This is a genomic window from Methylobacterium gregans, from assembly GCF_022179245.1.
Classification (GTDB): Bacteria; Pseudomonadota; Alphaproteobacteria; order Rhizobiales; family Beijerinckiaceae; genus Methylobacterium; species Methylobacterium gregans.
In genome coordinates this window covers 13,206-39,633 of the sequence record NZ_BPQM01000152.1, presented here as the reverse complement: position 1 = coordinate 39,633, position 26,428 = coordinate 13,206, and the positions used below count along the sequence as shown (strand labels likewise).

The 26,428-nt window shown below is 62.6% G+C and carries 12 protein-coding genes and 3 pseudogenes; 5 read left to right on the top strand and 10 right to left on the bottom strand.

Translation table 11 applies throughout. The features are described 5' to 3' along the window. Positions 1 to 116: 116 nt before the first annotated feature. From MFF54_RS25025 to MFF54_RS25015, 3 genes are all read right to left on the bottom strand, one after another. A complete protein-coding gene (locus tag MFF54_RS25025; protein WP_238306908.1) occupies positions 117 to 449 on the bottom strand; it encodes a hypothetical protein in 333 nt (110 codons plus the stop codon). 343 nt (positions 450 to 792) lie between these two features. Continuing rightward, on the bottom strand, positions 793 to 2,496 hold the full coding sequence (locus tag MFF54_RS25020) for an arylsulfatase (protein ID WP_238306907.1): 1,704 nt from the start codon (positions 2,494 to 2,496) through the stop codon (positions 793 to 795). Continuing rightward, on the bottom strand, positions 2,493 to 3,416 hold the full coding sequence (locus MFF54_RS25015; RefSeq protein WP_238306906.1) for a formylglycine-generating enzyme family protein: 924 nt from the start codon (positions 3,414 to 3,416) through the stop codon (positions 2,493 to 2,495). Before MFF54_RS25015 ends, MFF54_RS25020 begins: the two co-directional genes overlap by 4 nt. A 360-nt stretch (positions 3,417 to 3,776) precedes the next feature. Here MFF54_RS25015 and MFF54_RS25010 point away from each other — a divergent pair, with 360 nt between their 5' ends. Both MFF54_RS25010 and MFF54_RS25005 read left to right on the top strand, forming a co-directional pair. Next, on the top strand, positions 3,777 to 3,998 hold the full coding sequence (locus MFF54_RS25010) for a hypothetical protein (RefSeq protein ID WP_238306905.1): 222 nt from the start codon (positions 3,777 to 3,779) through the stop codon (positions 3,996 to 3,998). Then, entirely contained in the window at positions 3,968 to 4,981 is a 1,014-nt protein-coding gene (locus tag MFF54_RS25005) for a SphA family protein (RefSeq protein WP_370880173.1), read from the top strand. The genes MFF54_RS25010 and MFF54_RS25005 overlap by 31 nt, the downstream gene beginning before the upstream one ends. Positions 4,982 to 5,017: 36 nt before the next feature. Here the strand turns inward: MFF54_RS25005 and MFF54_RS25000 are convergent, their stop codons facing one another. Beyond that, on the bottom strand, positions 5,018 to 6,466 hold the full coding sequence (locus tag MFF54_RS25000) for a DUF1254 domain-containing protein (RefSeq protein ID WP_238306903.1): 1,449 nt from the start codon (positions 6,464 to 6,466) through the stop codon (positions 5,018 to 5,020). An 871-nt stretch (positions 6,467 to 7,337) separates the two neighbouring features. Here MFF54_RS25000 and MFF54_RS24995 point away from each other — a divergent pair. The 3 genes and pseudogenes from MFF54_RS24995 to MFF54_RS24985 all read left to right on the top strand — a co-directional run bounded on the left by MFF54_RS24995 (position 7,338) and on the right by MFF54_RS24985 (position 13,270). After that, the gene (locus MFF54_RS24995; RefSeq protein WP_238306902.1) at positions 7,338 to 9,059 is read left to right on the top strand and encodes a GGDEF domain-containing protein; all 1,722 of its coding nucleotides are present in this window, start codon (positions 7,338 to 7,340) and stop codon (positions 9,057 to 9,059) included. Between the two features lie 773 nt (positions 9,060 to 9,832). Beyond that, positions 9,833 to 10,498, top strand: a pseudogene (locus MFF54_RS24990) (integrase core domain-containing protein); the annotation flags it as partial. Positions 10,499 to 10,738: 240 nt separating this feature from the next. Then, a complete protein-coding gene (locus MFF54_RS24985) occupies positions 10,739 to 13,270 on the top strand; it encodes an HWE histidine kinase domain-containing protein (protein ID WP_238306909.1) in 2,532 nt (843 codons plus the stop codon). A gap of 79 nt (positions 13,271 to 13,349) precedes the next feature. Here the strand turns inward: MFF54_RS24985 and MFF54_RS24980 are convergent. The 6 genes and pseudogenes from MFF54_RS24980 to MFF54_RS24955 all read right to left on the bottom strand — a co-directional run. Beyond that, a pseudogene (locus tag MFF54_RS24980) lies at positions 13,350 to 13,499 on the bottom strand (IS630 family transposase); the annotation flags it as partial. Between the two features lie 29 nt (positions 13,500 to 13,528). Further along, positions 13,529 to 14,672, bottom strand: a pseudogene (locus tag MFF54_RS24975) (IS3 family transposase). Positions 14,673 to 15,107: 435 nt separating this feature from the next. After that, positions 15,108 to 17,336 (bottom strand): site-specific integrase, encoded by a 2,229-nt coding sequence (locus tag MFF54_RS24970; RefSeq protein WP_238306901.1) that lies wholly within the window; start codon positions 17,334 to 17,336, stop codon positions 15,108 to 15,110. A 708-nt stretch (positions 17,337 to 18,044) separates the two neighbouring features. After that, positions 18,045 to 21,827 carry a P-loop NTPase family protein gene (locus tag MFF54_RS24965; protein ID WP_238306900.1) on the bottom strand — a complete coding sequence of 1,261 codons (3,783 nt, stop codon included), beginning with the start codon at positions 21,825 to 21,827 and terminating at the stop codon, positions 18,045 to 18,047. A 523-nt stretch (positions 21,828 to 22,350) separates the two neighbouring features. After that, entirely contained in the window at positions 22,351 to 23,778 is a 1,428-nt protein-coding gene (locus tag MFF54_RS24960) for a hypothetical protein (protein WP_238306899.1), read from the bottom strand. Beyond that, entirely contained in the window at positions 23,738 to 26,347 is a 2,610-nt protein-coding gene (locus MFF54_RS24955) for a hypothetical protein (protein WP_238306898.1), read from the bottom strand. The genes MFF54_RS24960 and MFF54_RS24955 overlap by 41 nt, the downstream gene beginning before the upstream one ends. Between the last annotated feature and the right edge of the window lie 81 nt (positions 26,348 to 26,428).

Below are 26,428 nucleotides of genomic sequence, written 5' to 3'. Positions count from 1 at the left end.
TTTGTTAGAGGCTCTTAGATGTGCTTCGGCCTCCGCGGCGTTTTGGGGCCGACGATACGGCCGCGGTTCCACGCCAGCAGGGTGCGGGTGTTGCCCTTGCGGTACGGATAGGCCTGTCAGAGCGCCGCGATCGTCTGCGCGAAGCGGATCGCCGGCCGGCTGTCCTTCAGATTGCCGGGCTCGCTGCGCAGGAGGGTACCGTCCTGGTCGAACACGACGATCCGGTCGTCTGGAGCCACGTAGGTCGAACTCGACGGCTCGGTCGTGGCGCGGACGAAATCGAGAATCGCCTGCTTCGCCGGCCCCTCCCTCCAAGACGTCAGCACCCCGTCCGGTGAACCTGTTTGTGCGGCAGCGAAGGCAAGGGTTCCTGGCAGGGTCGGTAGCAGGGCTAGGGCCGACAGCAATGTCCGGCGATTGATGCCGTCTTCGCTTCGAGTTCGCCGCATGCCCGCCTCCTGTGGTTCGGAATAACAACCCATCGCTGGGCGATGAGTGCATAAGCTCGACTGAGCAGTTCGCTCGGCCTCTGGCGCGATGGGAGTGCGCGCAAGGACATGATGCCAGAAGACGAGTTCTTGCGAGCGTGATTTAAATACATATGCCTGATACCAAAACAAGCACAATTAATATCGGACATATTGACCGAACCGCATCTATGCCGGAAAATCGATGAGAGACATCTCGGTGGTTTATAGGCTGAGATCGAGGCGAATTAAGACTTAAGGGTCGACGGCGGCATTCTGGGGCGTCCATTTCCAGCCACTCCTCCTCTGCCGCCGTGTCTGAGCGTTACTTGGCTATCGCGGTCCTCGCGGCCTGGATCTTCTCCTTGACAGCTTCGAGGTTGAAGCTCGCGCCCTTCTGCATCGGCGGGAACTCGACGGCGGTCATGGCGAGCTTCTCCACCTCCTGCTGAACAAAGACGAAGCGCCAGAATTCGTATAGGAACCAGCTCATGTAGTTCTGCGCCCCGACTTTGGTCCCGTTGTCGGGCCAGCCAGTCCGCTCGAAGGGGTCGAGCCTCAGGTTGGTGATGTAGGGAACGTCAGGCTTCGTCTTGTCGCCGAGCCACCCGCTGGGCTGATCGATGAAGCGGTACTTGTAGTCGCCGATCCGGACAGCACCCAGCTCACTCTCGCCAAAATACCAGACTTCGTTGCGTTTCGACGGGCCTTTGCCGGTGATCATGTCCATCTGGTTGTAACCGTCCAGATGCACCTTGTAGGTCCGATCGCCGATCTGCTTGCCCTTCTTCAGCTCCTCGGTGATGTCCGGGTTTCCCGCCGCTGCCACAAGAGTCGCGAACCAATCGAGGCCGGAGATGACGCCGTTCTCGACTTTTCCAGCCGGCACCTTGCCAGGCCAGCGGATGATCGCCGGTGCGCGGAAACCGCCTTCCATGACCGTGCCCTTGGATTGCGCAAACGGCGTCTGACCGCCGTCTGGCCAAGTGAAAACCTCCGTACCGTTGTCTGTCGTGAAGACCACGATGGTGTTGTTGTCGATCCCTAAGTCGGTCAGCTTCTTCATCATGGCGCCGACGACATCGTCGAGCTGCGCCATGCCGGCTTCCTGGATGCTCCAGCCATTCTGAGAGTTGCGCATGCCCTGGTACTTCGGCGACAAGTGCGTGGTGACATGCATGCGGGTGGGATTGAGCCAGACAAAGAATGGCTTACCGTCAGCCTTGGCCTTGTCGATAAATCCAAGTGCCAGGTCGCGGATTTCCTCGTCCACCGTCTCCATGCGCTTCGGGTAAAGCGTACCGGCATCCTCGATGCGCTGCTTGCCGACCTTGCCCCAGCGCGGGTCTACTGTGGTATCGTCGACGTTCGTCGCCCACGAATGAACCATGTTGCGCGGGCCGACCCTGTTCAGCAGGTCCTGCGGATAGGCGGGATGGGCCGGGTCCTCCATCGCGTCGAGGTGGTAGAGATAGCCAAAGAATTCGTCGAAGCCGTGCACCGTTGGCAGGAACTCGTTCTTGTCACCCAGATGGTTCTTGCCGAACTGGCCCGTGGCGTAGCCCATGCCCTTCAGCGCGGTGGCGATGGTCACGGCCTCTGCAGGCAGGCCGATGGGCGCACCGGCCTGACCGACCGTGGTCATGCCAGTGCGGATCGGCAGCTCGCCGGTGATGAAGGCCGCGCGGCCCGCCGTGCAGCTCGCCTCCGCGTAGTAGTCGGTGAACAGCATGCCCTCGGCGGCGATCCGGTCGAGATGGGGCGTGCGTCCGGCCATCATCCCGCGGTGATAGGCGCCGATGTTCCAGATGCCGATGTCGTCGCCCATGATGACGAGGATGTTCGGCTTTTGCCCGGCGACCGGTTGCTGCTGAGGTTGCGATTGGGCCTGTGCGGGCGTGGTCGGAGCGGTTGCTACCATCGCGGCAACCGCGAGGGCCGAGGTTCCGGTGAGAAGAATATTGCGGCGGCTGAGAGCGTCTCCCGCTCTGGGGCTCACCTGGTACGCCTCGTGCGGGTCGTCACTCATGGCGGCATCCTCTCCCTGATGATGGTCCGGAACCCCACGTGGCTCATGGAGGTGTCGATCGGCTGGGGGTGACGGGCGGCGGGCCGGTAACGTCGGCAGTAGTTCGGCGCGCAGAGATGTGAGCCGCCCTTCACCACCTTGCGCGGTATCGGGGATTGCGGGCTGCGGGGATCGAGACTGTCCATCTCACGCCCACCGCGCGGGTTCTCGGGGATGCAGCAGGCCTTCGCTGCGTCGGCCTTATGACGCGGCGCGAACCAGTCGGACGTCCACTCCCAGACGTTGCCGATCATGTCGACGAGGCCGTAGCCGTTCGGCGGGAAGCTGCCCGCCGGCGTCGTCCGACGGTACGAGCCGTCGGCGGTGTTCAAGTACGGGAACTCGCCTTGCCAGGTGTTGGCCATCCGGCGGCCGCCCGGCGCGAACGCGTCACCCCAGGCGAACTCCGCCCCGTCGAGCCCGCCGCGGGCGGCGAACTCCCACTCGGCCTCGGTCGGCAGGGCCCTTCCGGCCCAGACTGTGTAGGCCCGGGCGTCGTGGAAGGCGACGTGCACGACGGGATGGTCGTCGAGACCCTTGAGGGAGCTGCCTGGGCCGTAGGGATGGCGCCAGTCCGCCCCTTTCAGGAGCGTCCACCACCGGCCGTGGTGACGCAGGTCGACCGGCCCGAGCGGAGGCACGAACACCATCGACCCGGCGAAGAGCATATGAGGCAGCGCGCCGGGATAGTTCTTTGGATCCGGCGGGATCTCGGCGAGAGTGCGGTAGCCGGTGGCTTGAACGAACCGCCTGAACTGCCGGTTCGTGACCGGGCTCTCGTCCATCCAGAACCCGTCCACCGCCACCCGGTGAACCGGAGCTTCCTCGGGATAGTGCTGGTCCGAGCCCATCCGGAAGGTCCCCCCAGGGATCCACCGCATGCCAGGACGATCGGCGGACTTCGTCGCGTGACTGGCGCCATCGAAGATCCCAGACGTCATCGTTCGATACTTTCGCGGTCTCGGACTTCGGTCTATCGCGGTCGACCGGCGTCGCACGATTACCGCGAGAAGACGGTAGAATCTGCATTACATGCCCGCTGCGCCGTGCAAACCGGCGCAACTGGCCCGGTAGGCGCCGCGAACGAAATTCATTGCGACGGCCCCGTCGGCGAGGACTGAAGCAGGCCAGCGGGAGGCCCGGCGATGATGGACCAAGCCAGCTCGCAGCCTGCCTATCGATATCGCTCGGCAGACCTACGGAGTCGGCAGCGTCACCGTACCATTGCGGATAGGCGCTCCTTGATCGAATGGGACATGCAAGTCGAATATTTTCCGCCGATCCTCGGGCTGGCGATAGAGTTCATGGCCGTTTTGTCGCAAAAATCAAAAATGATAAGATGGAAGACAGGCAAAGTCGCCAGCTTGACCGTTGCAATTCTATTCAACTTGTGGGAGCCTACTGCAACATCAAATAATTTGGAGGCGGGGCCATGTCTGGAGCTTGGCGGACGCTTGGTTTGACAGTTGCCTGCGCTACGGGGCTACTTGCCACGCCGGAGACACAGGCGGCCGAATATGCGCAGGGCGTCTATGTTCTCGGCAACCGTGGCCCTCTCGCGGGCGTGGCGCCGCCGCCCGGCTTCTACTTCGAGAGCGAGACCTACTACTATTCGGGCAATCTCGGCGGAGGCCGGCTCTTCCAGGGCGGCGGTGTCGTCGCCGCGAATGTCAAGAACGACACGAGCGCGGTGTTCGCGACCCCGATCTGGGTCACGCCCGTTGAGATCCTGGGCGGCAATCTCGGCTTCTCCATCACCATCCCGTTCGGCACACCCAACGTCAGTGCCGGGGCGGTTCTCGCCTCGCCGCGCATCGACCGCATCGTCGCCGGGCGCGAGCGGGACGCGATCTTCAACGTCGGCGACATCTATCTCGCCTCCTTCGTGGGCTGGCACTCCGGCAATTTCCACTGGAGCGGCACGCTCCTCGGCGTCGTCCCGTCCGGCAGCTTCGAGAACGGCCAGCTCTCCAATATCGCGCTCAATCGCCCGGCGATCGATCTCAGCGGCGCGCTCACCTACCTCGATCCCGTTCTCGGCTACGAGCTCTCGGTCGTGCCGGGCATCACCTTCAACTGGATCAACCCGGCGACCCAGTACCTCACCGGCACCGAGTTCCACCTGGAATGGTCGGCCTCGAAATACCTGAGCAAGGAACTGTCGGTCGGTCTCGTCGGATACTACTACAACCAGCTCACCGGCGACGGCGGCTCGGGCGATCGGATCGGCCCGTTTAAAGGTCGGGTCACGTCGCTCGGCGCCCAGATCGGCTACACGTTCAAGCTGGGCGAGATCCCGGTCTCGACCAATGTCCGCTTCTTCCGCGAGTTCGACGTGAAGAACCGGTTCGCCGGCACGGCGACGTACCTGACGATCTCCGCTCCGCTGTGGGTCGCACCCCCGAAGGCTGCCCCGGAACCGAGGACCGTCGTGACGAAGAACTGAGAGCCATCGAATGACTCAGGCGACCCAGCCCGCGGCTTAGAGGGCGGCGCTCGCGCTGCGGGTGACGGGCGGCGGCGACCAGGAGCCGTTCAGAATGGCGTCCTTCGGCCAGTAGGTCCGCAGCATCAGCACGAACGGCCCTTTCGGCGCCGGCAGCCAGTTCGCCTCCCGCATGGCTCCAGGGCTCTCAGCCTGAATGAAGAGATCGACCGACCCATCCGGATTGGCCTTGAGGTCGTCGCGCGGGCTCACCGAGTAGCGGTTGATCGGGTTCTCGACGAAGAAGTAGTCGGCGTCGTACATCGTCAGCGACCAGAAGCCGTCGACGGGCGGCAGTTCGCCTGCTGGGAAGCGCATCACGTACTTCGAGGTGCCGTTGAGCTTCCGGCCCGCGGCATCGACCGTGGTCAGGGGATAGACCGCATCCTGCGGCAGGTTGCAGCCGAGCCCGACCGCTGTCACCAGCGCGCGCTGCAGGTAATCCTTACCGTAGTCGCCTCCGTCGGTCGTGAAGGTCCAGCCGTTCACATGGCTGCCGGTTGCCTTCAGATGTCCCATGATGCGCGGCCTGGCCTCCTTCGGTGCCCGCCCGATCGCATCCCGGATGGCGGGCGGCTGGCTTGCCGGGTCAAAGGGGCGACCGGGCACGATGCCGAGCGAGGCCATCTTGGCGAGCGGAACGCCGTCCGCGAGCGCCGGCGGGTTGTCCTTCATCAGGGAGGCCAGCAGGTTGAAGTAAGTCGTCGCGTCCATGCGGTCGATCTGCTCGCGCACCGCCGTCCTCATGTCGATTCTCGGGTCGATCCGGCCGGGCGGCGGGGTGTATGACCGGCCGGCCGCGCTCGCTGGAACGAGCCTGTACTGGTCCTGGACGGCGTGGACCGCCTTGTAGTCCTCGGGCGTGCCCGTGCAGTAGGTCCGACCGAGGATCCAGATCAGGCTGGTGGGCGCCTGGATCAGCTTGGTGCCGGAGGGCACGCTGCCGCTCCAGCCAGGGCCCGCGATGAAGTAGGTCTGCGGCCCCGTCCCGGTGGTGCGCTTGCCGGGCACCGCGAAGACGTTCGTCCAGGCGCTCAGCATCGGCATCAGGTAATAGCGCCCGCCCTCGTCCGGGAGGCTGAGGATGTGAGGCTCGCGGCCTACGTCCACGAAGGCGCTGGAATACAGCGTATCCGCATTGGGGGCGGTGACGGCTCGGAACTTCGCGTCCGGGTACTCCCGGAGGTTGGCGAACTGGCCCATCGGGGCGTTCTTGCCCTCGGGCGCGGCCACGTTCGTGAGAACGCGCCGGGTCATCTCCACCGTGACAAGCGGGTAGCCGTAGATGTAGGCGTCCACCGCCAGCTCCAGCGGATCCGCCACCACGTGATTGCCGACGATCGGGGCGTCCTGCGCCGTGCTCTGAGCCTGAGCGCGCGGCAGGCCCGGTCCAACAAAGGGCAGCGTGGCCGCGCCCGCAGCGAAGATCCGTCTGGTGACATCCATGGCCGTCTCCTGAGGATTGCCCGCTCAGGCAGGCGGCTTCAAGAAAAAGCCGTGCTCCCATGTGGTGCGCACTGGATGTAGCGCCCCCTCGCCGGTCCGGGTCCGATCGGGCCGGCTCCGCCAGCCACATCAGATCACAGCACGTGACAGCCTAGCGAGGCTGAGCAAGGCAGCTTGATCGAATGGGACGGCAACCGCGTTCGGCCCGGGAGCGCACCGTGTGTCCGTTGTTCCAATAGGACCTGCCCCAGTGGAACGTTCCGCGAGCCGATGTGCCTCGTTCCGCACAAGTTGCCCGACCTTCTGGAGCGGCGGACACGCCTCAGTTTCAGGCCCTACTAGAGCAATCGCTCGCGAATGCCTGTTCAAGAACGGGTCAGGCTGAATTGGAACTTCTGCTTGGCACAGTGGCTCGCCCGAAAGCCGCCATTCCGTTTCGGCCAGCCTTGGTCGTTTGGGGCCAATCAGACCGCTCGTAGCAGACCTTCGGAGAGGCCGAGAAGGGTCGAGGCTGTGCGAAAACGCAGAGGGCTTCCAAACTCGTAGAACAATTTTCTGTATGAAAGTCGTCTAGGCTCCTGCATCAAGGCGTATTAGCCACTTTGGCGCCCGTTTCGGCGCTGCCCAGCGCATTCGAGGGGAGATTTTTCTACGCCCTCCGCGTTTTCACGCAGCCACGGTGGCGAGCGGATCCCGGGCTTTCGCTTCGAAGCGGATACAACCGCATCCCGGTCGCTCCCGACGAGCGGCAAGGCGGCAGTGGAAGCTCGCACTGCACTGTTAGCCATGTTCATTCACGTATCAGGCAGACAGGGGAGCTAAGAAAACCCAGCTCAGATGTTGCTCCGCCGCCGACACTCCGGACACGATCATGTCTCTCGTTGCGCTGGACCTCGGAACGGTCGATCATCAGGCACGCGGCCTGGGAAAACGTCGCCTGATCGTTCAGATCGGCTTGGTGTCGCTGATGGTCACCACGGCCCTGTCAGGCTTCTTCTTTACAAACGCGCATCAGCAGGCGCTGATCGATCTCCGCGAAGGCGGGCGTCAGATGCGCATTGCGCAAGAAGCGCTCATGGAGGCAGAGGCCTATGTCCTGAACAGGGCAATCGGGGATAGCGATAATCAGTTCGGGCAATACAACCGCGCGCTTGATGCGCTGCACAGCCGGCGCACAACGCAGCTTGCCCTGCTGATCCCCTTTGTCCGGACATCGGACGGCAACGCGACAGCGGCTGACATTATCGACTCGCTCGAGTCGAGTTGGAACGAGGTGCTCGAACTCGCACGGGCCGGGCGCCTCAACGAGGCACAGGCGTTGCTCAAAGAGCGTCGCAGCGCTGCACAGGTCGGTAAGATCCGAGGCGCCTTCGATGCGTTTCTGACCGACTGGAACTCGCACTTCGCCCTGCACGAGACGCGGATCGAGATCGGCAAGCTGTTCGTTCTCTTCTCTCAGATCTTGATTGGCGCCATGATGGTTTTCGCCTTCCGGTCGGCCGCACGCGATGCTCAGGCGCGGCAGGCAGCCATCACGCAGGTGGAGGCCTCTCACAAGCAGGTCGGACACCTGTTTGGGATGACCGACATGCTGCAGAGCGCAGCAGATCACTACGATGCCAATGCGGTTCTAAGAGCCACCGCCGGGGAACTGATCGGCGGCTTCGGTGGGGCCCTGTACGTCTTCAACAACTCGCGCGACCGTCTGGTGCTCTCTACCTCCTGGGCGTGCAAAGACAGCGCCACTCTGCCAGAGACCATCATGGTCAGCCAGTGCTGGGCGATGAAGCGCGGTAAGCCGCACATCAATCAAGGAGGAGCAAAGGCTCTCTGCTGCGAGCACCATGTCTCCGGCGTGGCGGCTCTGGAGATACCCATGGCTGCGCGCGGTGAGAACCTCGGGCTCTTGCAAATCTTCGCGGATGGGACCGATGCGGAAGCGCGCTTGGCCGCGATCCTCCCACTCAGCTCCGCCCTTGGCGATGCCATGTCGCTCGCGCTCTCGAACATCGCTCTGCGCGAAAAGCTGCGCAACCAGGCGCTGCGCGATCCTCTCACCGGCCTCTACAACCGCCGCTACATGGAGGACAGTCTCGAGCGTTACGTCCGGCTCGCCGAACGTGAGGACCGAAAGGTGTCCGTCATCATGATTGACCTCGACCACTTCAAGCGGTTGAACGACGAGCACGGGCATGCAATCGGCGACGCCGTGCTGCGCGAGGCCGCGGCTGCCATCGTGGGTGCCCTGCGAGAAACAGATGTGGCCTGCCGGTACGGCGGCGAGGAGATGATCGTCTTCCTGCCCGATTGCGATCTCGACGACGCGGCGACGAAAGCCGAGCAGATCCGGGCGCGCATCGAGAGCCTGTCCGGCACGCATGGGGCACAGGTCTCTGCCTCCCTCGGCGTTGCCTCTGTGCCGAGCACCTCCGCCACCAGTGCTGACCTGATACGTGCTGCGGACGCGGCGCTCTACCGGGCGAAGCACAATGGCCGGAACCAAGTGGCTATGGCGCCGCTGCGCCAAGGATGGCGGAGCCGATCCGAGGCAACCATGGATGAGCTCGCGCTCCTGCCGCTGGCGGCGGAGTAAGGGCTTCGGTGGCAATCAGGGGCCCACTATGCGCCGGGAAAACCTGTGACCGAGGTTTTGGGCGCGGTGCAGCCGGCGGGAACTGGCTGATAGCAACCCATCTGCTTTGTGGCTCGGGTAGCACACAGGACGTTACGCGCGACCCAGGTAGTGGGCTTAAAGTGACCCCCAGCGGACATTCAGGGCGCTATCGGTGAAAGTCCGGATGGGGTGGATTTTGTTGAAAAACTTGGGATCGGCCCGAATCAGCACCGCTAGCCGCGGTTTCTGGAAAAGATCCTACCTCCGGATTGCTCAGGATGCGCGGCCATCATGGCATCGCATCACAGATGAGAGGAAAGCCTACTCCGACGACCCATGCTGGGCGACGCTTGGTGCATTACCCCAGAGTTTTTCCAACAAAATCGGCGCCTTTCGGAGCCACGAGTGTCCACCCAGGGCAACATGCACCTGCCTTACACCGAGGCGCCAAGCTCCAATTGAACGGCCAGGGCGACTTGAAACCGCGGCGTGTTCCGGTTGAGCCCGAAGCCGACAGCAGCTCCGAGGATCGCACGTTGATCCCTCCGGCGGTGTCGCACACCCACCTGCACCAAACTGTAGTCGGGCTGACCTTTCTCTTGCTGCTCGCGCGCGTAGCTGATGACCAAAGCCGTGTCACGCGTGAGAGCTTGTCCGGCTGAGGCATTGACGAGATAGCGTGTCGTTGACCTGACCGGCTGGCTTTGGACCTGGCTGATTGAGAGGATCAGCCAGGACTGAGGGAGTCTGACATGCGGCGAGGTCAGGGGACGAACGCGGAGCAGGTCGCTCTGAAGCTGCGCCAGATCGAGGTGCAGACAGCTCAGGGCAAGGGTTTGGCTTTGGCTCAGCTAAGGAGGCGGAGATCTCCGAGCAGAGTGCCTCACGCTGGCGCAAGGAGCACGGCGGCCTGAAGATCAATCAAGCCAGGAAGATGAAGGACTTGGAGCGCGAGGCTTCGACTTCGTGCAGGCTCAGACGCACGATGGGCGAAGCCTGCCCATCCTGACGAGCACAGCCGGGCGTGCCTCGCGCTGAAGGTGGCCCGGCGCATCGACAGCCTCGGTGTGATCGAGGCTTTGGCCGACGCCATGTGCCTGCACGGCATCCCGGAGCACATACGCTGCGACAATGGTCCTGAGATGATCTCGAAGGCACTGCGCAATTGGGTCGCCAAGACGGGCCGACAGATCCAGTACATCGCCCCGGGCTCGCCGTGGGAGAACGGGTACTGCGAGAGCTTCAACGGTAAGCTGCGCGATGAGTGCCTGAGGCAGGAGATCTTCTACTCGTTGAAAGAAGACCGGATCGTGATCGGTCTATGGCAGAAGACATACAACCGAATTCGACCACATTCCTCGTTGGGCTATCAGCCACCCGCGCCTGTCAGCTACCCAGATCTGGCCTTCCGGCTACCCCGGGGCAGCGGCCATGCAGTAGCCTATCAATTGGCTCGGTCCGAAATACCGGTCAGTTCACACGGGAGGAACCAACCTCTGGTCACGGTCTGTCGTCAGATAGATGGACGAGGGGTGCTGCCCCATCTGGCCTACGTTCCCCAAGTCAGCGACGTGCCACTTCCGGCATTGGAGCTCGTGCCGCAAGCACCCGGCAACGTGCCACCTTGCAACTTTCATCGATCTGAGCTTGATCGCGGCATGACCACGCCCCCGCCTGTTGACCTGAGCTCGTGCGACCGCGAGCCAATTCATATCCTAGGCGCAGTGCAGTGCTTCGGCTTCCTCGTTGCCGTCTCACCTGACTGGATCGTGACCCACGCCAGCGTCAACGCACCAAGGTGGCTAGGGCGCCCGGTGGAGGACCTTCTCGGCCGTCCGCTCGATGCGATTCTTGACGGTGAGACCATTCACCTGCTGCGCGGGCACCTACAAACCCTTCGCGGCCCTGATGCGGTCGACCGCATTTTCAGCTTACGCCTCGTGGCCGACCACCCGACCTTCGATGTGGCCCTACACATCTCGGGCAATACTATCGTTATCGAGGCCGAACCGAGCACGCCTGAGCACCTCAACGCCGGCAACCTCGTACGCAATATGGTCTCGCGCCTGCAGCAGACGGTCGATTTCGATCCCCTCTGCCGCGAGGCCGCGCGCCAGATGCGCGCACTCACCGGGTTCGACCGGGTGATGGTCTATCGCTTTGCGCCCGACGGCTCGGGTGAGGTCATCGCGGAGGCTGTGCGCTCGGGCCTCGACCGTTACCTCGGCCTGCACTACCCCGCCTCTGACATCCCCAAACAGGCGCGCGCGCTCTACGAGCGCAGTTGGCTTCGCATCATCGCGGATGTGGACGGCCCGGGGGCCGCGATCATGCCGCCGCGCAACCCTGAGGGTGAGCCTCTCGATCTGTCGCTCTCGACGTTGCGCACGGTCTCGCCCATCCACCTTGAGTACCTGCGCAACATGGGCGTTGCGGCTTCGATGTCTGTCTCGATCCTGCGAAACGGACGACTTTGGGGCCTGTTTGCCTGCCACCATACTGAGCCTCGGCACATCTCCCTGGAGCGGCGCACCGCGGCGGAGCTGTTTGGCCAGATGTTCTCTTGGATTTTGGAGAGCCGTGAGCGCGAGATCGTCGCCGCCCAGGAGGCGCGTTCACGCGAAATCCATACGCGGCTGATGAGCGCCATGGCATCCGGCGGCACTAGCCTGGAGGCTATGTCGGAGTTCGCTGACGAACTTTCCGGTATCGTCGCGTGCGACGGGCTCGGACTCTGGGTGAACGGCGAGATCACCCTGCAGGGGGCTACGCCCACGAAGGAGGAGTTCACCGGCCTCGTGCGCTTTCTCAACCGCACGGCGGCAAGCCAAGTCTACGCGACCGACGAGATCGGGCGCTTCCACGAACCGGGCCGAGACTTCAGCGAGCGGGCGGCCGGGATACTGGCTGTGCCCGTATCGCGGACACCGCGCGACTTCCTCGTATTCTTCCGCAGCGAGGTCGCCCGCACGGTGACCTGGGCTGGCAACCCGGAGAAGCCGGCGAGCCTTGGGCCGAACGGCATGCGCCTGACCCCACGTAAGAGTTTCGCGGCGTGGCGCGAGGTGGTGCGGGGACGTTCCTTACCTTGGTCCGACGTCGAGATCCGCACCGCCGAGGCGCTGCGCGTCACCCTGCTGGAGGTGATCTTACGTCTCACCGACTCGGCCGAGCGCGAGCGGAGGGAGGCACAGGAGCGGCAAGAACTCCTCATCGCCGAGTTGAACCATCGGGTGCGCAACATCCTCAACCTGATCCGCGGGGTGGTCACCCAGAGCCGCGCGCATGCCGACGATCCCGCGGCGTTCGTGGAGGTTGTCGGCTCGCGGATACAGGCGCTCGCCCGTGCGCATGATCAAGTCACCAGCGGTAACTGGGGGCCTGGATCACTGCGCGACCTCATTCTGCTGGAAGCAGGCGCCTATCTCGGCGCCAAGGCTGATCGCGTAAAGCTCTCTGGCACCGATGTGCTCCTGGACCCACAGGCCTTCACAACCCTCGCTCTCGTCGTGCACGAGTTGATGACCAATTCGGCCAAGTACGGGGCGCTGTGCGATAGCACCGGCTTGGTGAAGGTGCGTTGGGAACGGGACGCATTCGATCATCTCGTCCTTCACTGGTGCGAGAGCGGGGGGCCCGCAGTTCAAGCCCCTGCCCGGCGCGGATTCGGCACCACGCTGATTGAGCGCTCGATCCCCTATGAGCTCAAGGGCGAGGCGGAGGTACGCTACGAACTCTCAGGTCTGCGGGCGCGGTTTACGGTTCCACCCGCCTTCGTCCGCGCCGCACAGCCGCGCGAGGTCAGGCCGATCGACCGGGAGCACATCGCAACTATCCGGCTCGAAGGTACGGTCTTGGTTGTCGAGGACAACATGATCATCGCTTTGGAGGCCGAGGAAGTGCTCACCGCGCTCGGTGCGACCTCGGTCGATATGGCCAGCTCAGTCCGAGAGGCCTTAAGGCTGATTGAGGCTGCACCGCCCGATCGCGCGCTCCTTGACGTGAACCTCGGCAGCGAGACCAGCGTGGCCGTTGCCCGCAAGCTGGCTGATCTTGGCATCCCCTACGCCTTCACGACCGGTTACGGTGAGAGCTTCAAGATCCCGCCGGATTTGGGCACGGTGCCGGTGATCAAAAAACCTTATGATGCCGATGCTCTGCGGCGCGCCTTCGTTGCAGCCGCTCTGTGATCTCTATTGTCCGCTCCGGCTTCGTGACCGAACTTGCGGCTGCCAAACGCTGAAGGCCCGCTGCTAGAGCTGTTCCCGATCATGTAGCGACGGCTTCGTCGGTCTCGTACCTGGCTGCGGCGAGGCACTTGCAGCACTCTTCTGGTGTGAAACAGGAGAAGGCCTGCCGGATGGCGGCCCACAGATCCGGGACGGTGCGTGCGGCAGTCGTTCGGAGCAGTGACCTGACCGGTATTTTGGACCGAGCCGAATGAGAGGCTACTGCATGGCCGCTACCATGGGTAGCCGGAAGGCCAGATCTGGGTAGGTAACGGGCGCAGGTGGCCGATAGCCCAGGGATGAGTGCGGCCGAACGCAGTTGTAGATGTTCTGCCATAGGCCGATCACGATCTGCGCTTCCCTCAGCGAGTAGAAGATCTCCTGACGTAGGCACTCGTCCTTCAGCTTGCCGTTGAATCTCTCACAGTACCCGTATCCCCACGGCGAGCCCGGCGTGATGTACTGGGCCTGCGAGCCAGCCTTGCTGACCCACCAGCGCAGTGCCTTCGCGATCATCTCAGGGCCTTTGTCGCAGCGGATATGCTCGGGGATGCCATGCAGGCACATCGCATCCGCCAGCGCTTCGATGACGCCGAGGCTGTTGATGCGCCGGTCGACCTTCAGGGCCAAGCACGCCCGGCTATGCTCGTCGATCAGCGTCAGGATGCGCAGGCTTCGGCCGTCGTGAGTTTGCCCCTGCACGAAGTCGAAGCTCCACACGTGGTTGCGGTGGAGCGGTCTCAGCCGTTTGCCCGAGCCGTCTTTCAGCCAGAGGCGGCTGCGCGGCTTATGCCGGCTAGGGACCTTCAGCCCCTCGCGACGCTTGGATCGCGCTGAACCCGATCCTTGCCAACCTGCCAGCCGTCTGCCTGCAGCAGCGCGGTGACACGGCGGTAGCCGTAGCGTCCGTACTCGGACGCCAGGGCGACGATGGCGCGGGTCAGCGCATCCTCGTCGGCCGGCACAGTGGGCACATAGCGCTGTGTGCCCCGATGCTGGCCGACGATCCAGCAGGCGTGACGTTCCGAGAGGCCGTACTTCTCCCGAATGCCGTCCACCGCCTGCCGGCGTCGCTCGGGGGCTATAAGTTTCCCGAGGCGACGTCCGCCAACACCTGACCCACCAAGGACAAGTCGGCCACGAGGCGGCGCAGCCGGGCGTTCTCGCGCTCCAGGTCTTTCATCTTCCGAGCCTGATCGACCTGGAGGCCACCGTACTCCTTGCGCCAGCGGTAATAGCTCTGCTCGGAGATCTCCGCTTCCTTGCAGGCAAGGGCCAAGCTCTTGCCCTGCGCCGTCTGCGCCTCGATCTGGCGCAGCTTGAGCACCACCTGCTCCGCGCTCGTTTTCTGACCTCGCCGCATGTCCGACTCCTCCGGTCCTGGCTGATCCTCTCAATCAGCCCGGTCCAAAGCCAGCCGATCAGGCCACGATGAGTGCCCGGCTAAATGGTCCGCAATCGGGTAACGAGCGGCCATTCTAACAACCCTAATCGAAGGGCCGGAAGTGGCAGATTTTGTTGAAAAACTTAGGGACCATACGCCAAGCGTCGCCCAGTACAGGTCGCCGGAGAATGTTTGTGCCTCGCTTGAGATAGGATGCCACGATAGGCGCGCATCCTAAGCAATCCGGAAGTAGGATCTTCTTCTAAACCCGCGGCTGGCGGTGCTGCTTTGGGCCGATCCCGAGGTTTTCATCGAAATCGGCGCAAATGAGAAACGCCAGCTGAGTCGCTTGAGCGCACGCATTGGAGAAGCGGCGAGGGTCGGCTGTATGATCGGGGCGCGCCGCATCAGGCTTCAAGTCGCGTGGAGCGGCTTCTGGTCTGGACGTGAACGGAACTCCGTTATCGGCAGAGACCGTCCAGATCCCACAGCGTCGTCTTTGCGCGTGAATGGATGAGCCGATGAAGAGGATGACGGGCGTTTTGATCGCCGTCGCCTCCCCATCAGGCACTCCTTCGACGAGCCGTCCGTGATCACTGTTCCAAGAAGCGCCCAGTCATACGTCCGCAGATCCCGCGTGATCTCGGGTATGGCCGCAATGGCCGTGAGCAGGTCTTCGGGTTTGAGCATCTTCCTGTAGTTGCGCGAGTTCACCTTGGCGCCCTCATGGCCCAGCATCGACTCGCGGATCGGATCGAGCACCAACCGCCTGATCATCTCCATGTTGCCGAAATGCCGAAAGGAATGGAACGTCTTTCCCTCCTCCCGCGCCGGCGGCACGGCCTCGTCCAGAACGACTGTCCAGCGCTTGTCGAACAGGTTCGACAGGGGTGTGTTCTCGCCAAGCTGTGCGATCTCCGAGAAAATCAGATCGTGTCGCCCGCCCGCTTTGGTCCGCAAGAAATCCAAGAAGCCGAGGCGAATAAGTTCAGGATGAATTGGCAGCGTCCGGCAAGACACTGCATTCTTGAGACGCCGCCGGCGTGTCGGCCGGGTCTTGAGCGTGCCCCGCTCCACGTCAATGTCGCCGAGTTCGAGATAGGTAAGCTCGGACAGGCGCGCGCAGGAGTAGTAGCCGAGAAGTGGCAGCCAGTAGATGGCCGCGAAGATCTGCTGCCTTTGCGCGATCCGCAGCATTTCCGGCTCCGAGGCCGTCGAGGTCCAAACGGGATGCGCGAACAGCGTCTCCACCTCGTCGACTTCGAAGGCCGGTCGTTTCTCGCCATCCCGTTCCGGGTCGATCAGCCGGAAATCGCTCAGGAGCTCGACCTGCCCAATCGGGCGCTGCTTGGCGCGGCAGTACCTCGCGATCGTCGAGAGCTGCGTGATATGCCGGTTGACCGTCGCGGGGCTGAGCCCAACCTTCGCGGCCTGACCCGCGGCCCGCATCGTTCGTCCACGCTCGACCAGATCAACGATTGACAGATCCGCATCGCGTGAACTCTTGCCGTAGGATTTAGGCAGGTTCGAGAGGTTCTGGACGTAGGCAGCAAGATGCGCGTGCGTGATCCGACGGAGGTCGTCGGTGCCGGCGATGTCGCCCAGCATCCTGGCGACGGCCCGATGCTGCCGCTGGGTCTTCTCGTCCCAGGTGGTGCCTTTGTGGCTGATCAGATCTTCGACCATCGTCGTCAGAGAGTTCGTGATGGGCTCGGAGACGGCTTCCACGCCCGTGCTCGCATCATCCTGAGCTCGCTGTTCGCGATCTGTAGCGCGGTCGGCGATGGCTTGAATGGCATCCACCCAATCCAACTCGGACCGCACACGCGATGAACCTGAATCCGCTTCTGGAGCGGCGGCCTCCGTTTCCGAAGGGTACGACGCCGGTGCTGGCGCGGCGGGCGGGTGCTTCCTAGCCGGTGCAGGGCCCTGCTCGGGTGCGGGATGGCGGGCAGATTCGGATAGGGGAGGGGTAGGACCGCCAACATCATCACTCGCGGTCTGCCGAAGTATCGGCGGAGCATGGATCTCGAAGTCGCCCCATTCAAAGCTGTCGGCGCCATCGAAGTCGGACGAGGCCCAGCCCAGTTCGTCGCGTGGCATCTCGCCCCTGGCTCGCATGGCAGAGAGGTTGCCCCAGGCCTCACGCGGATCGCAACGGGCCTCGGCATAAGTTGCAGCGAACTCGCGCGAGACATGGCCGGAGACAGCCGCGAGGCCGCGCAGGCATCGGACCAGGCCCGCTTCGGTCACGGGCTCGTCCATGCTCATCAGCATCGCCTCGAGGTAGGCGCGGGGCGGCGTGAGCCGCCCAGTTTCATCCGGGCGTCCGAGATCGCGCAGGTAGCCATTCGTGATGCGCCGCCTAATCGCCCCGCGTTCCAGCGGACTGAAGCCTTCCTGCTTCAGACGAGCATCGAGTTCGCTGTCGTACCCGGCTTCGAAACCTTCCTCGGCGGCCAGGGCCTGCAGGCGTCCGAAGATGCGGTACTCGCGGGCGCGTCTCTCAATCAGCGTGGGCCAATCGCCGACGAGCGGATCACGCGGCGGATCGAGGTCGCGCTGCAGACGCGTCAACCGCGCGCCTCGCTCCCGATCGACATAGGCGCGGAGGTGGTCGCAGATCTGGCTGGCAGTGCGCATGGCGGGATCATCCCGGACGCGGAGGCTTTCCGCGTTGAGCGCCCAGCCGAGTCTGCGCGCACTGGATGGGTCGGTCGTGCCCAGGCTCGGAGCGACCGTGGCGGAACTCCCCTCAACAGAGGCACCAGCCGGTCGTGTCCGCTCATCGCAACGGGATCGCCTACGCCACCAGTATACCGCTCCGCGGCGGTAGACGTTAGAACAAATCGTCAACGGCCTGCCCCGGTGGACAAGCGCGTGCAACAGCTCTGCGTACAATCGGCTCGACCGCGTCGGCGGCCTCAAGCAGATTGCAATCAAATCAATGACTTAGCGGAGGCTTGGCTGGGGCGCCAGGATTCTCAGCCAAAGCCGAAGGGGTACGACATCAAGGAGTTAGACCTTCGATCACCCGTCCTAAGCGGCATCGGACCTAGGGAATGGACCATTGGCGTGGACCTTGGTCAACGCTCGTTCTGGAGCGCTCCACAGCTTGGGGAATGGCGGTGGACCCGCCATTCGCCGAGAGAGCAAGCTGGCGGTCCGGCCGGAAGCGGACGTTCCGTATGCGACCTAATCCAGCCACCCAAACCGCCATCGGCGCTTCTCGAAAGCGGCTGTTCGTCAGCACTCCAGCAATTTCGGCTCTGCGCCAGAAGCGAACTCGAGGTATTTGCCCGAAAACAGACTAAGCGTCGAACAATCGGCTGAGCGCCGGACCGATTGGCATCATTCGAATCTTTCGTCTCGTTCTCGATCCCTCGCCGTCTCCCATTCCCGCTCTCTCGTAACCTCTTGCGCGAGTTGGGCCTTCGCGTCGATCGCGATAGGCATGAGGCTCGCCGAGACATCCGTCTCTAGGCTGTCGAGCAGGCGAGCGTTCGCCTCCATTACCGCGGCGCGCGAGCCACTCCAGCTAGTGGGCCGGAACCGCTCGACGAACACCGCCAGCACGCTCCGGGGGTCGGGCGCATAGGCGAGGAGAGCCTTTGCCTGCTCCGACCAGACCTTGGGCCCGCTCTCTTCGGCGCGACGCGCGAACGTGACGAACGAAGCCGCGAGGGGATAGCGTCTCTCGCGGTCTTGGTCGCACCATGCAATGAGGTCCTCGCACGAAATTTCGTCCGCCGGGTTTGACCGGTGATCGAACACGCCAATACCTGCCCGTTGCTGCTGGTCATCTCCCTCAAACAGAGCATCCAGAACGGCTTTTGGCTGGACAGCTAGCAGAGCCTTCAGGAGGTCGTCATTGTCGAACGAGTAGGTCTCGGAGGCGGCCACGGCCCTCTTAAGCCGGCCGGCGACTTCCGCTGCGAGGAGCGCGGCCCCCGGTCCATTAAGGCAGGCTCGCACGACCCTCGCCAGCTCACGGTCGCCACGTTGGTTGCCCTTCCGAAAGCTGATGCGCCGCAGAAGCTCTCGACCAGCCTCTAGGAGTTCGGGCTCATGCTGCGTCTGTGTCGAGCTATCCGAGAAGAGACGCATAAAGAGAACGTTGACTGCTACCTCGCCCCCCTCTGGCTTGTCGGCGATAAGAAGGAGTAGATCTCTCAAATCGGCGCCTGCCAAATGGTCCGTCGTTCGGCCAAGCGCCAAGTTTTGATACATACAGACCGGCACCTGACCCGAGTTGAGTGCCTGCTTCAGCCGCTCGACACCTCGCGCGTCGAGTTGCACCGCCGAGTGCAGGACCGGAACGAACGGGATCAGGGTCGGCTGGTCAAGAGCGGCGTCGAGGAGATCCTGCGCAAGGCCCCTGTCCTGCTCCCAGAGTTCGGCGAGAAATCCTCGGAGCACCTGAACGTTGCGGTCCTCCGGCGGGATCTGCTCAAGCCCCCTCACTAACCGTGACCATGTGGCGCGGCTGTTCTCCAGTGTGCCTGCGAGCCCACGACCGAACGCCCAGGCCCGGTTTCCGCCACGGAGGAGGTCCGGCAGCAGATCTGCAAAAATTGCCTCATTGGCTGAAACCGCCGCGCCAAGCTCAGTCGCGATCGCTTCAAGCCGCTCGTACTCGCTCGTGATGTCGCCTTCGAGGTCAATATCCTCTAGGTCGAGTCCCCCGGACCAGCCGCCTAGCACGACCGCCCGGACCCGTTCCGAAAGGTTGGACGGCCTAAGCACGGCCTCCAGAGCGGACAGCCGCGACAAGCTGTCCGGGGCTAGCCGGTCACTGTCGAAGCGCATGGTCTGTTGGCATGCAGCCCAGCCATCTCGCCAGAACCCGTCTGCGGCGAACCGGCGCGACAGGCCCTCTAAGTCGTCAAACATATGCGCCGAGGTCCATAGCCCGCGAAATTTTCGCGCCAGCAGACCGCTCAACTCAGGCTTGAGCACCTCTTCGGTGAACGCCAACCGTTCGATCAGCGCCAGCGCGGCACGGTACCATCGGGTGACGTCCTCGTCGCTCCTGGGCTGGTAACCGTAATCCCGCGACCGTCCCCCGAACTCGAAGCGATCGAAGGAGCTGAAGTGCGTCGCTTCCAGAACTTCATCCAAGGCGGCCAAGCCGAGCGAGCGTTGCCTGACCTCGCCGGATCGGAGCAGTCGCTCGATGACGCGTAGCCGCTGCTCAATCGTGGCATGCGTCCCTGACAGGTAGATTGTGAAGAGCGAAACGAACGTGTCCGAAGCTTCTTTGGACTTGCGCTCGTCCGAGCTCTGCGTCGCCGCAAGCGCCAGCAAAGAGGCACAGCGCTCAAACAGGAGCGGGTCATAGGCTAGAGATCGAAGCAACGACCGATGTTGCCTCAAGACTATTACGGCCACTTCAGGATCGCCACCGCTGGCCCGTTCCAGGGCCGCGAGAGCGGTCCCGGGCGAAACTGGGGCGACGTTCTCAAACATCGCTCGGCCGAGGTCGTTTAGAGCCGTCGTGTCGCCCAGCAAGCCGCCGGGCGCGAGCCACCGCTCGACGATGGCGATGGCGAGCGGATGCTCGTGGAGGAATGCCAGCCGCCGCGAGAAGGAGCGGGCGAGCCGATCCGTTCCGCCCGTAACCAATTGCTGATCGATCAAGTCGTACGGCGTATCCTCAAGAGCGCGTGCCGCGAGCCGATTTGCGATGGCATGCGGCAGCACGGCGCGCCACACGCTGCGCTGCTGGACAAGATCCCGTCGGAGCAACTCGCCAACGTGCCGGTAGACCTCCCGGGGCGTCTGGTCCGCAAGCACCGCAAGACGCGGCAGTTCCGCCTTATCGCCCGCCAGCGCCTCGCCTTCAAAGGAATAGACGAGCGAGCAGGCTTGGGCCGCCAGGAGCAGAGCATCGTTGGGGGCGTGCCTTTGGCGAAACAGGCGATGGAAGAGGTCGTCGTCCGAGAGGCCGCCAACTGTCTCGGACTGCTCGACCGTCTCGGCGAGGGCGACCGCGATCCGGGCGTTGCCGCCAGACGCCTCGGAGATGGTGCGCGCGTCAACCTCGGACACGTGCGGGAAGCGGCGTTGAACCAGCTTCTCGATCAGCTCGGGCGAGGACGTCTCCAATGTGACAACCTGCGTCCCCTCGGGCTGGTCGTCGCGCACATCATACTCGACCGTGAGGACGCTAACCATGCTACCTGATGCGGCGCACAGCTCCGAGAGCCTGCGGTGGAGATCAGGAGGGCAGTTGTCGACGATCAAGACCGCGCGCGTGCGGTTCGCAATCAGGTCGGAGGCGAGGCCTGTCGGCTGCGGGTCGGGGTTGTCCGATAAGTTGGTATAGACGGCCAGCGACGATGGAAGGGGACGCGAGCCGATGCGCGCGTCGAAGAGCGCTTGGACAAAGCGGGTCTTGCCCACCCCCGACAAGCCGACCAACCGCACCATCTTGCGAGGCTGAGCAAGCTCGTCCCGTAACTCGTCGATCGCGTCAGCGACAGGCTGCGCGTTCGCGTCGCCTTGGCCGCCGAGATGGAGGCGCAGCTTGTCGTCGAGCAAATACTCGGCCTCGACGCCCTCCGCGGCGCCACTCCATGGCCCATAAGGCCGCCAACCGACGAGAGCTCGGCCAACCCTCTCCTTAACCCAAGTAATCAGCCCGGGGTGCTGTCGCACCCAACTCGCAAGCCGCGTACGATCATAGAAGTCGGTATGGAGCTGAGCGGCATTCGCAACCCCGGTAAGAGCCTCGCGCAGAGCGTTTCGCCGGTTGCGCAGAGCAATGTCGGCGGTTGATCCGTGCGAGCTAACAATGACGTAGGCGCCCGCCTCGTCGGCAAGTTCCTGGATGACAGGCCGGATCGCACCACCCGGCCGCATTTCGGCGATAATTGCCGCTCTCGGCATATCTGGAGTCTTGACTTGGAACCCCGTCGAAAACCTGGGGATGTAACCGTCGACAAGCGCGCCAATGGGCAGGGAGACGCGCACGTCGAGACCACCATCGGCGGCCGTTTGATTGCCGCCCCAGGTCACGGCGGCGGTCGAGAGCCCTTGGCTTGCAAGCTCAGCCTCGCACAGCCGACCTACGAGCTCGCGTAAGTCGATGTCGTTGAGCAACGCAACTTCGTCAGGGCCAATGTCGAACATCGCTTGTGGCGCACTCGTGTCACGGCGAGCATGCTCCCGCGCTCCCCGACCCGTTGTATCACGCTGGTTTGTTTATCGGCATACAGCGGGACGTTCGGCGCTTCCGCTATTGGGGCCGGGAGCAGGTGGGAAGGCAACGTCCGCTTTATAGCGTCTGCGCTCCAGATCGAACCGGCAGAACCCCATCCGAATCAGTCTCTCATTGCCGCAGCTGTGCGCCGATTTTGTTGTAAAACGCCGGGACCGTGCGCCAAACGTCTCCTAGCATAGGTCGCCGGAGAATGTTTGTTTCTCACCAGAGATACGATGCCACGATAGCTGCGCATCCAGAGCAATACGGGAGTAAAATCTTCTTCTGGAGCCGCGGCTGGCGATGCTGCTTCGGGCCGATCCCGAGTTTCTCGACGAAATCCGCCACTTTCGGACCTTGACGTTCGGCCGAGAAGCAGACCTTCGATCTTGCGTCCATCGAACATTCGAGGCGCGACAGGTAAGCGCCCTTTAGCCATTACTCACCTGCTGTCTATCGTGAGAGGTCGCTTGGGCGCGCCAGATTGCCCTGGAAAACAAACGCGATCACGTATATGGGTCGGTCGCCGGGCTGGACCGGAATTATCCGAACCGCTTCCGCCATTGTTACAGGCGGGGTCTTCTTGATTGACCCGTCGAGGATACAGAGGATGGCAATCGTTTTGTCCGAGCTAGCCGCATAGGCTGCAGCCTGCAGCGCGAACCGGTTCAAATCCTCCGATGTCACGGGCGCATCATTCTTGACCTTGAGCTCAATACGGATTTGCCGGAACGAGAGATCAGTCCGGCCGCCGCCCGACTGTGCCTGGACCTCCAACTCAAAGCCGATTTCGGGATGGCGACGCAGATGCTCTGTCACGCGTCTTTCGAGCGTGGTTTCGTCGATAGGTTTGGGGAAGATATTATCCTGTACCGCCTGCCCAACGAGATTCGCGAGGGGCTTGGCAAGTTTGAGCGCAATGCCGGTTTCTTGCTCAGAGATGCGCGGCTCGGCGCGAAGAGAATCGCGCAGTGCGATGAGACGTTTGTCAAGAGAAGGATAACCGGTCGCGAGATGATCGCTCGCGTCTGAACTGTCGAGCCTAAGGCTACGCTGCCCGGCGACCGCTACTGGCTGTTCGGCGCTGACAGGCGAGAACTCTGCGGAATAGCGAAATTCGAGTGGACGCGCGCCAAGCGAGGTCCGCATCCTGATAGACAATCGCCCGTGAGCTTGGAGCGTGAAAGACGCGCTTCCCGGAGGTCGATTGAACGCGAATTCAGGCAGATCCCATAAATCTTCCGGCTCGACTGACACCGGTTTTAGCACCAGCCGCTCGGCTTCCTCGGGCCATCGCGAGACACGCAACGTTAGCTCAAGATCGTGGAGTTGATTGGCCGGCAGCCTGTGGATAGCTGCCGCCTCCTGACCATTTATTTTGAACTCAAGAAAGGCGATGGCAAGTTCAGGTTTGTCATTGATCTCATCCGGCCGCCAGCGCGGAAGTTCACGCACATCGTCTGTAAATATTGCAACGGGAAAGGGCACACGCGCTAGCCTTTCCAGCAAGGCGCCGACATCGCTTGGCGAGAAATCGCCATCGATTACCCCGAGAATGGTTCTGAGCTCACTACCATAGCTGCCTTCTGCCGTGAGCCATTCAGATCGCTGGAGCCGTGTGGCCCTCAGATGTCGGTCCGCCTCCGCTTCTCCGTCTCGCACAGCTTGGTGCCACCTGCGGAGCTTGGCGGCGATACCGACCATTTCTGCCAAATTCTGCCAATTCGTCTGGCTGGCCTCGTCATGAACATGGTTTACCGTGTTTTGGACCGCATCGGCGGCTTCGCTGAGCGCTGTCGCCGCGCTGGGGCTGCCAGGCGCGAGAAGCGCCCGTACTGCCCTAATGCGAGAAGGGAAAACGGCTTCGAGAATCGCGTGCACGGCGGTCGTCCATTATCGCTTTTTGTAAGGTGACGGCTTCATCCCATTCTTCGGCAAACCTTGCCCAGGCAGCATTGTCGCCGGCGTCGAGCGCCTGCTCCATCCTGTAGGCCAGCAATGGAAAGCCGACGAACAACGCACGGCTCTGATCCTTGACCGTACTGCCGAAAAGGTTAGCCATATGCTCAAGTAGGTCGGCCGCCTCGTCCCGCGCGCCGGCGCGGTAAAGGGCATCAGCGATCAACGTCGCAAGCCACATTGCCGGTTCTGCCAGACCTTTTCCAACCTCGAACAATCGCGCTCTGTGCTTGCGGACACCTTCTGGCGTCATCGCCGCGACGAGATTGCTCTCGTCGTAATGCTGGTTCATATTATCTGCATATTGCGGAAGCACGTGGGCAACGACTAGGGGAAAGTCGTCGCACTGCTTCAGTGAATGAATAAGGCTCCGCACCTCCGAGCGTACATAAAGCGGCTGAGCTTTGAGAGTTGCATGACACAGAAATTCGCGGAGCTTATCGGGATTCGGGAGGTGGTCGATGTGCCGGGAAAGTTCATCGATGCAATCTATAAGGAAATCGTCATTATCTTTGCTTTCAGAATAGACTGATACTAATTTAAATAGAGCAAAAGCCGCGCGTGGCTTCAAATTATCAGGCAAAGAAATTTGCCCAAGCGCCCGAACCGCCGCCGTATGCACCGCGACAAACTGGTCGAGTAGCAGTACACAAAATGCTTCGTAGACGAGTTCGGGCAGGTTCTGGCGGCCACGCGCCGGAATTTTAGAAAGCGCTTCCGCCGCATATGCACGGCCCAAGACGTCAGCGCCGACCAAGCCCGAATAAAGCGTCGACAGCACAGCTTTTAGGCCTTCCACATCTCCAGCCATCCTCGTCGCCGCCTTGGTAGCAATGCCGCGGAGCAAGCCGCGTTCTTCGGGGATAGCCTGGATCGCGGCGATGAAGCGTGCCTTGGCCTCCCTCGTCTTCGCGGCCTTCGCTGCCGCGTTCAAGAACTGCTCAACTACACCGTACGCAGACGAGCGCAAGTTCTGCCATTCGATTCGGGCCAGAAAGTCGGCGCCTTCACTCTGCCCGCGCTGCTTGTGGGCGATTAAGTCGTCTAGCAGCAAAGCTGCGCCGATGAGCTTGTCGGCTTCTTGTTCGAGAAGCGGCCAAACCTCATCGGGCGGATAGCGGAATGCATCAGAAACGGTTTGTAGAACATTTTTGTCGAAAATCTGGGTCGGCAGCCATAGCAGCCGGTCAAGCCCGAGCTTAAGCCTGTCGATCGGATGCGGCTTCTCCTTGCCTTTTCGAAAATGTCCGCGCCATGCCTCAGCGTAGATGTTGGCTATATTGCGTTTGGCCTCGATGGAGGCGCCGACTGCTAAGTCCTGCAGGCTCGCATCAAGCGCTTCCGGCTCTAGGCTCAAGATCAAGTCGATCGCCCAAGCCATGTCGCCCAAGCTCGCATAGTCGCCCAGGTCAGGCAGCAGTTGATTGGCACGGACATAGCGCGACGCCACCGCGAGCACGAATGTCTTGGCGGCGGTGGGATCAATTCTAATGATGAGACTGATCGCCCGGCCGGCCAATTGCGAGGACGAAGTCGTCTTTAGGTCGAGCAACCTATCGATGCCAGCTCTAACCGCTTCCGGCCTTTCCTTCCACATTGCCAGCAAGAGCTTGGGCGAGGAGCGCGGGCCTTCACCACCGAGAAAGTGGCTGCGGTCTGGACTGGCAAGCTCGGCCGCCGCGCTCACGAGTTCCGTAATGTCGCCGTCCTTCATCACACAGAGATTGACGAGCAAAATCTTGTGCGCGAGCCGGGTCTCCAAGTGGCCGCGGAACACGCGCTGAGCAAGGAGCAGGGTGCGCAACTCCTTTGGTTCGACCTGCGCTGCAACATCGAGCGCTACCAACGCCAGCGATGCCGAGGCGCTGGCCTGGTCGAACAGCAGATCAACTAGCTTCTTGTGGATGCGCTCGGGCGCCAGCCGAGCCGTTTCAGACAGCCGCGTACGATCGACCTCGTCGTGCTCACGGTCGTAGGCGTCAAGATCGTCGATTATCGCTTGGTTGACTGCGTCCAAATCTTTGCGGAGGGCAGCCCGCGCGTCGCTGCGAAGTTTCAGAGCTTCTGCAGCCTGAGCTTGCTCAATTTGAAACCGCGCGGCGGCGATTCTGCGCTGTTCCTCGCGCTCGTTCACTAGCCTAGAAAGATTCGGAAGCCCGACAGGCTTGCGCACGACGCAAGTCGCGCAGTTGCGGTCGTAGAAGTCGAGCGCGGAGTCACCGAAGTCGAACGCAGCCATGCCGCCCGCCGGCGCGTGGTCGCATTGCATAGAGAAATGACTAATTGGAAGGCCTGTCATCTGCTCGATCATGCCGACCCCGCCCATGCGCTGGGCACGTGCATGCGCGCACCAATTGCGCATGAGCATCATAACCTCGGCATTGCGTTTGCCGGCGGCGACGTAGGTCTCGATCTCATCGTCCCTGCGCATGCTTCCACACATAGGATCCGCATGGTCATTGTCGTAGGGCAGGAACGAAAGATCTGCCATGGCAACGGCACCCTTGGGCCACCTAATTTATCCATTGATGATGCGACGGACCGTCGCTCTCTTCCGATCGGAGCAAGCTCG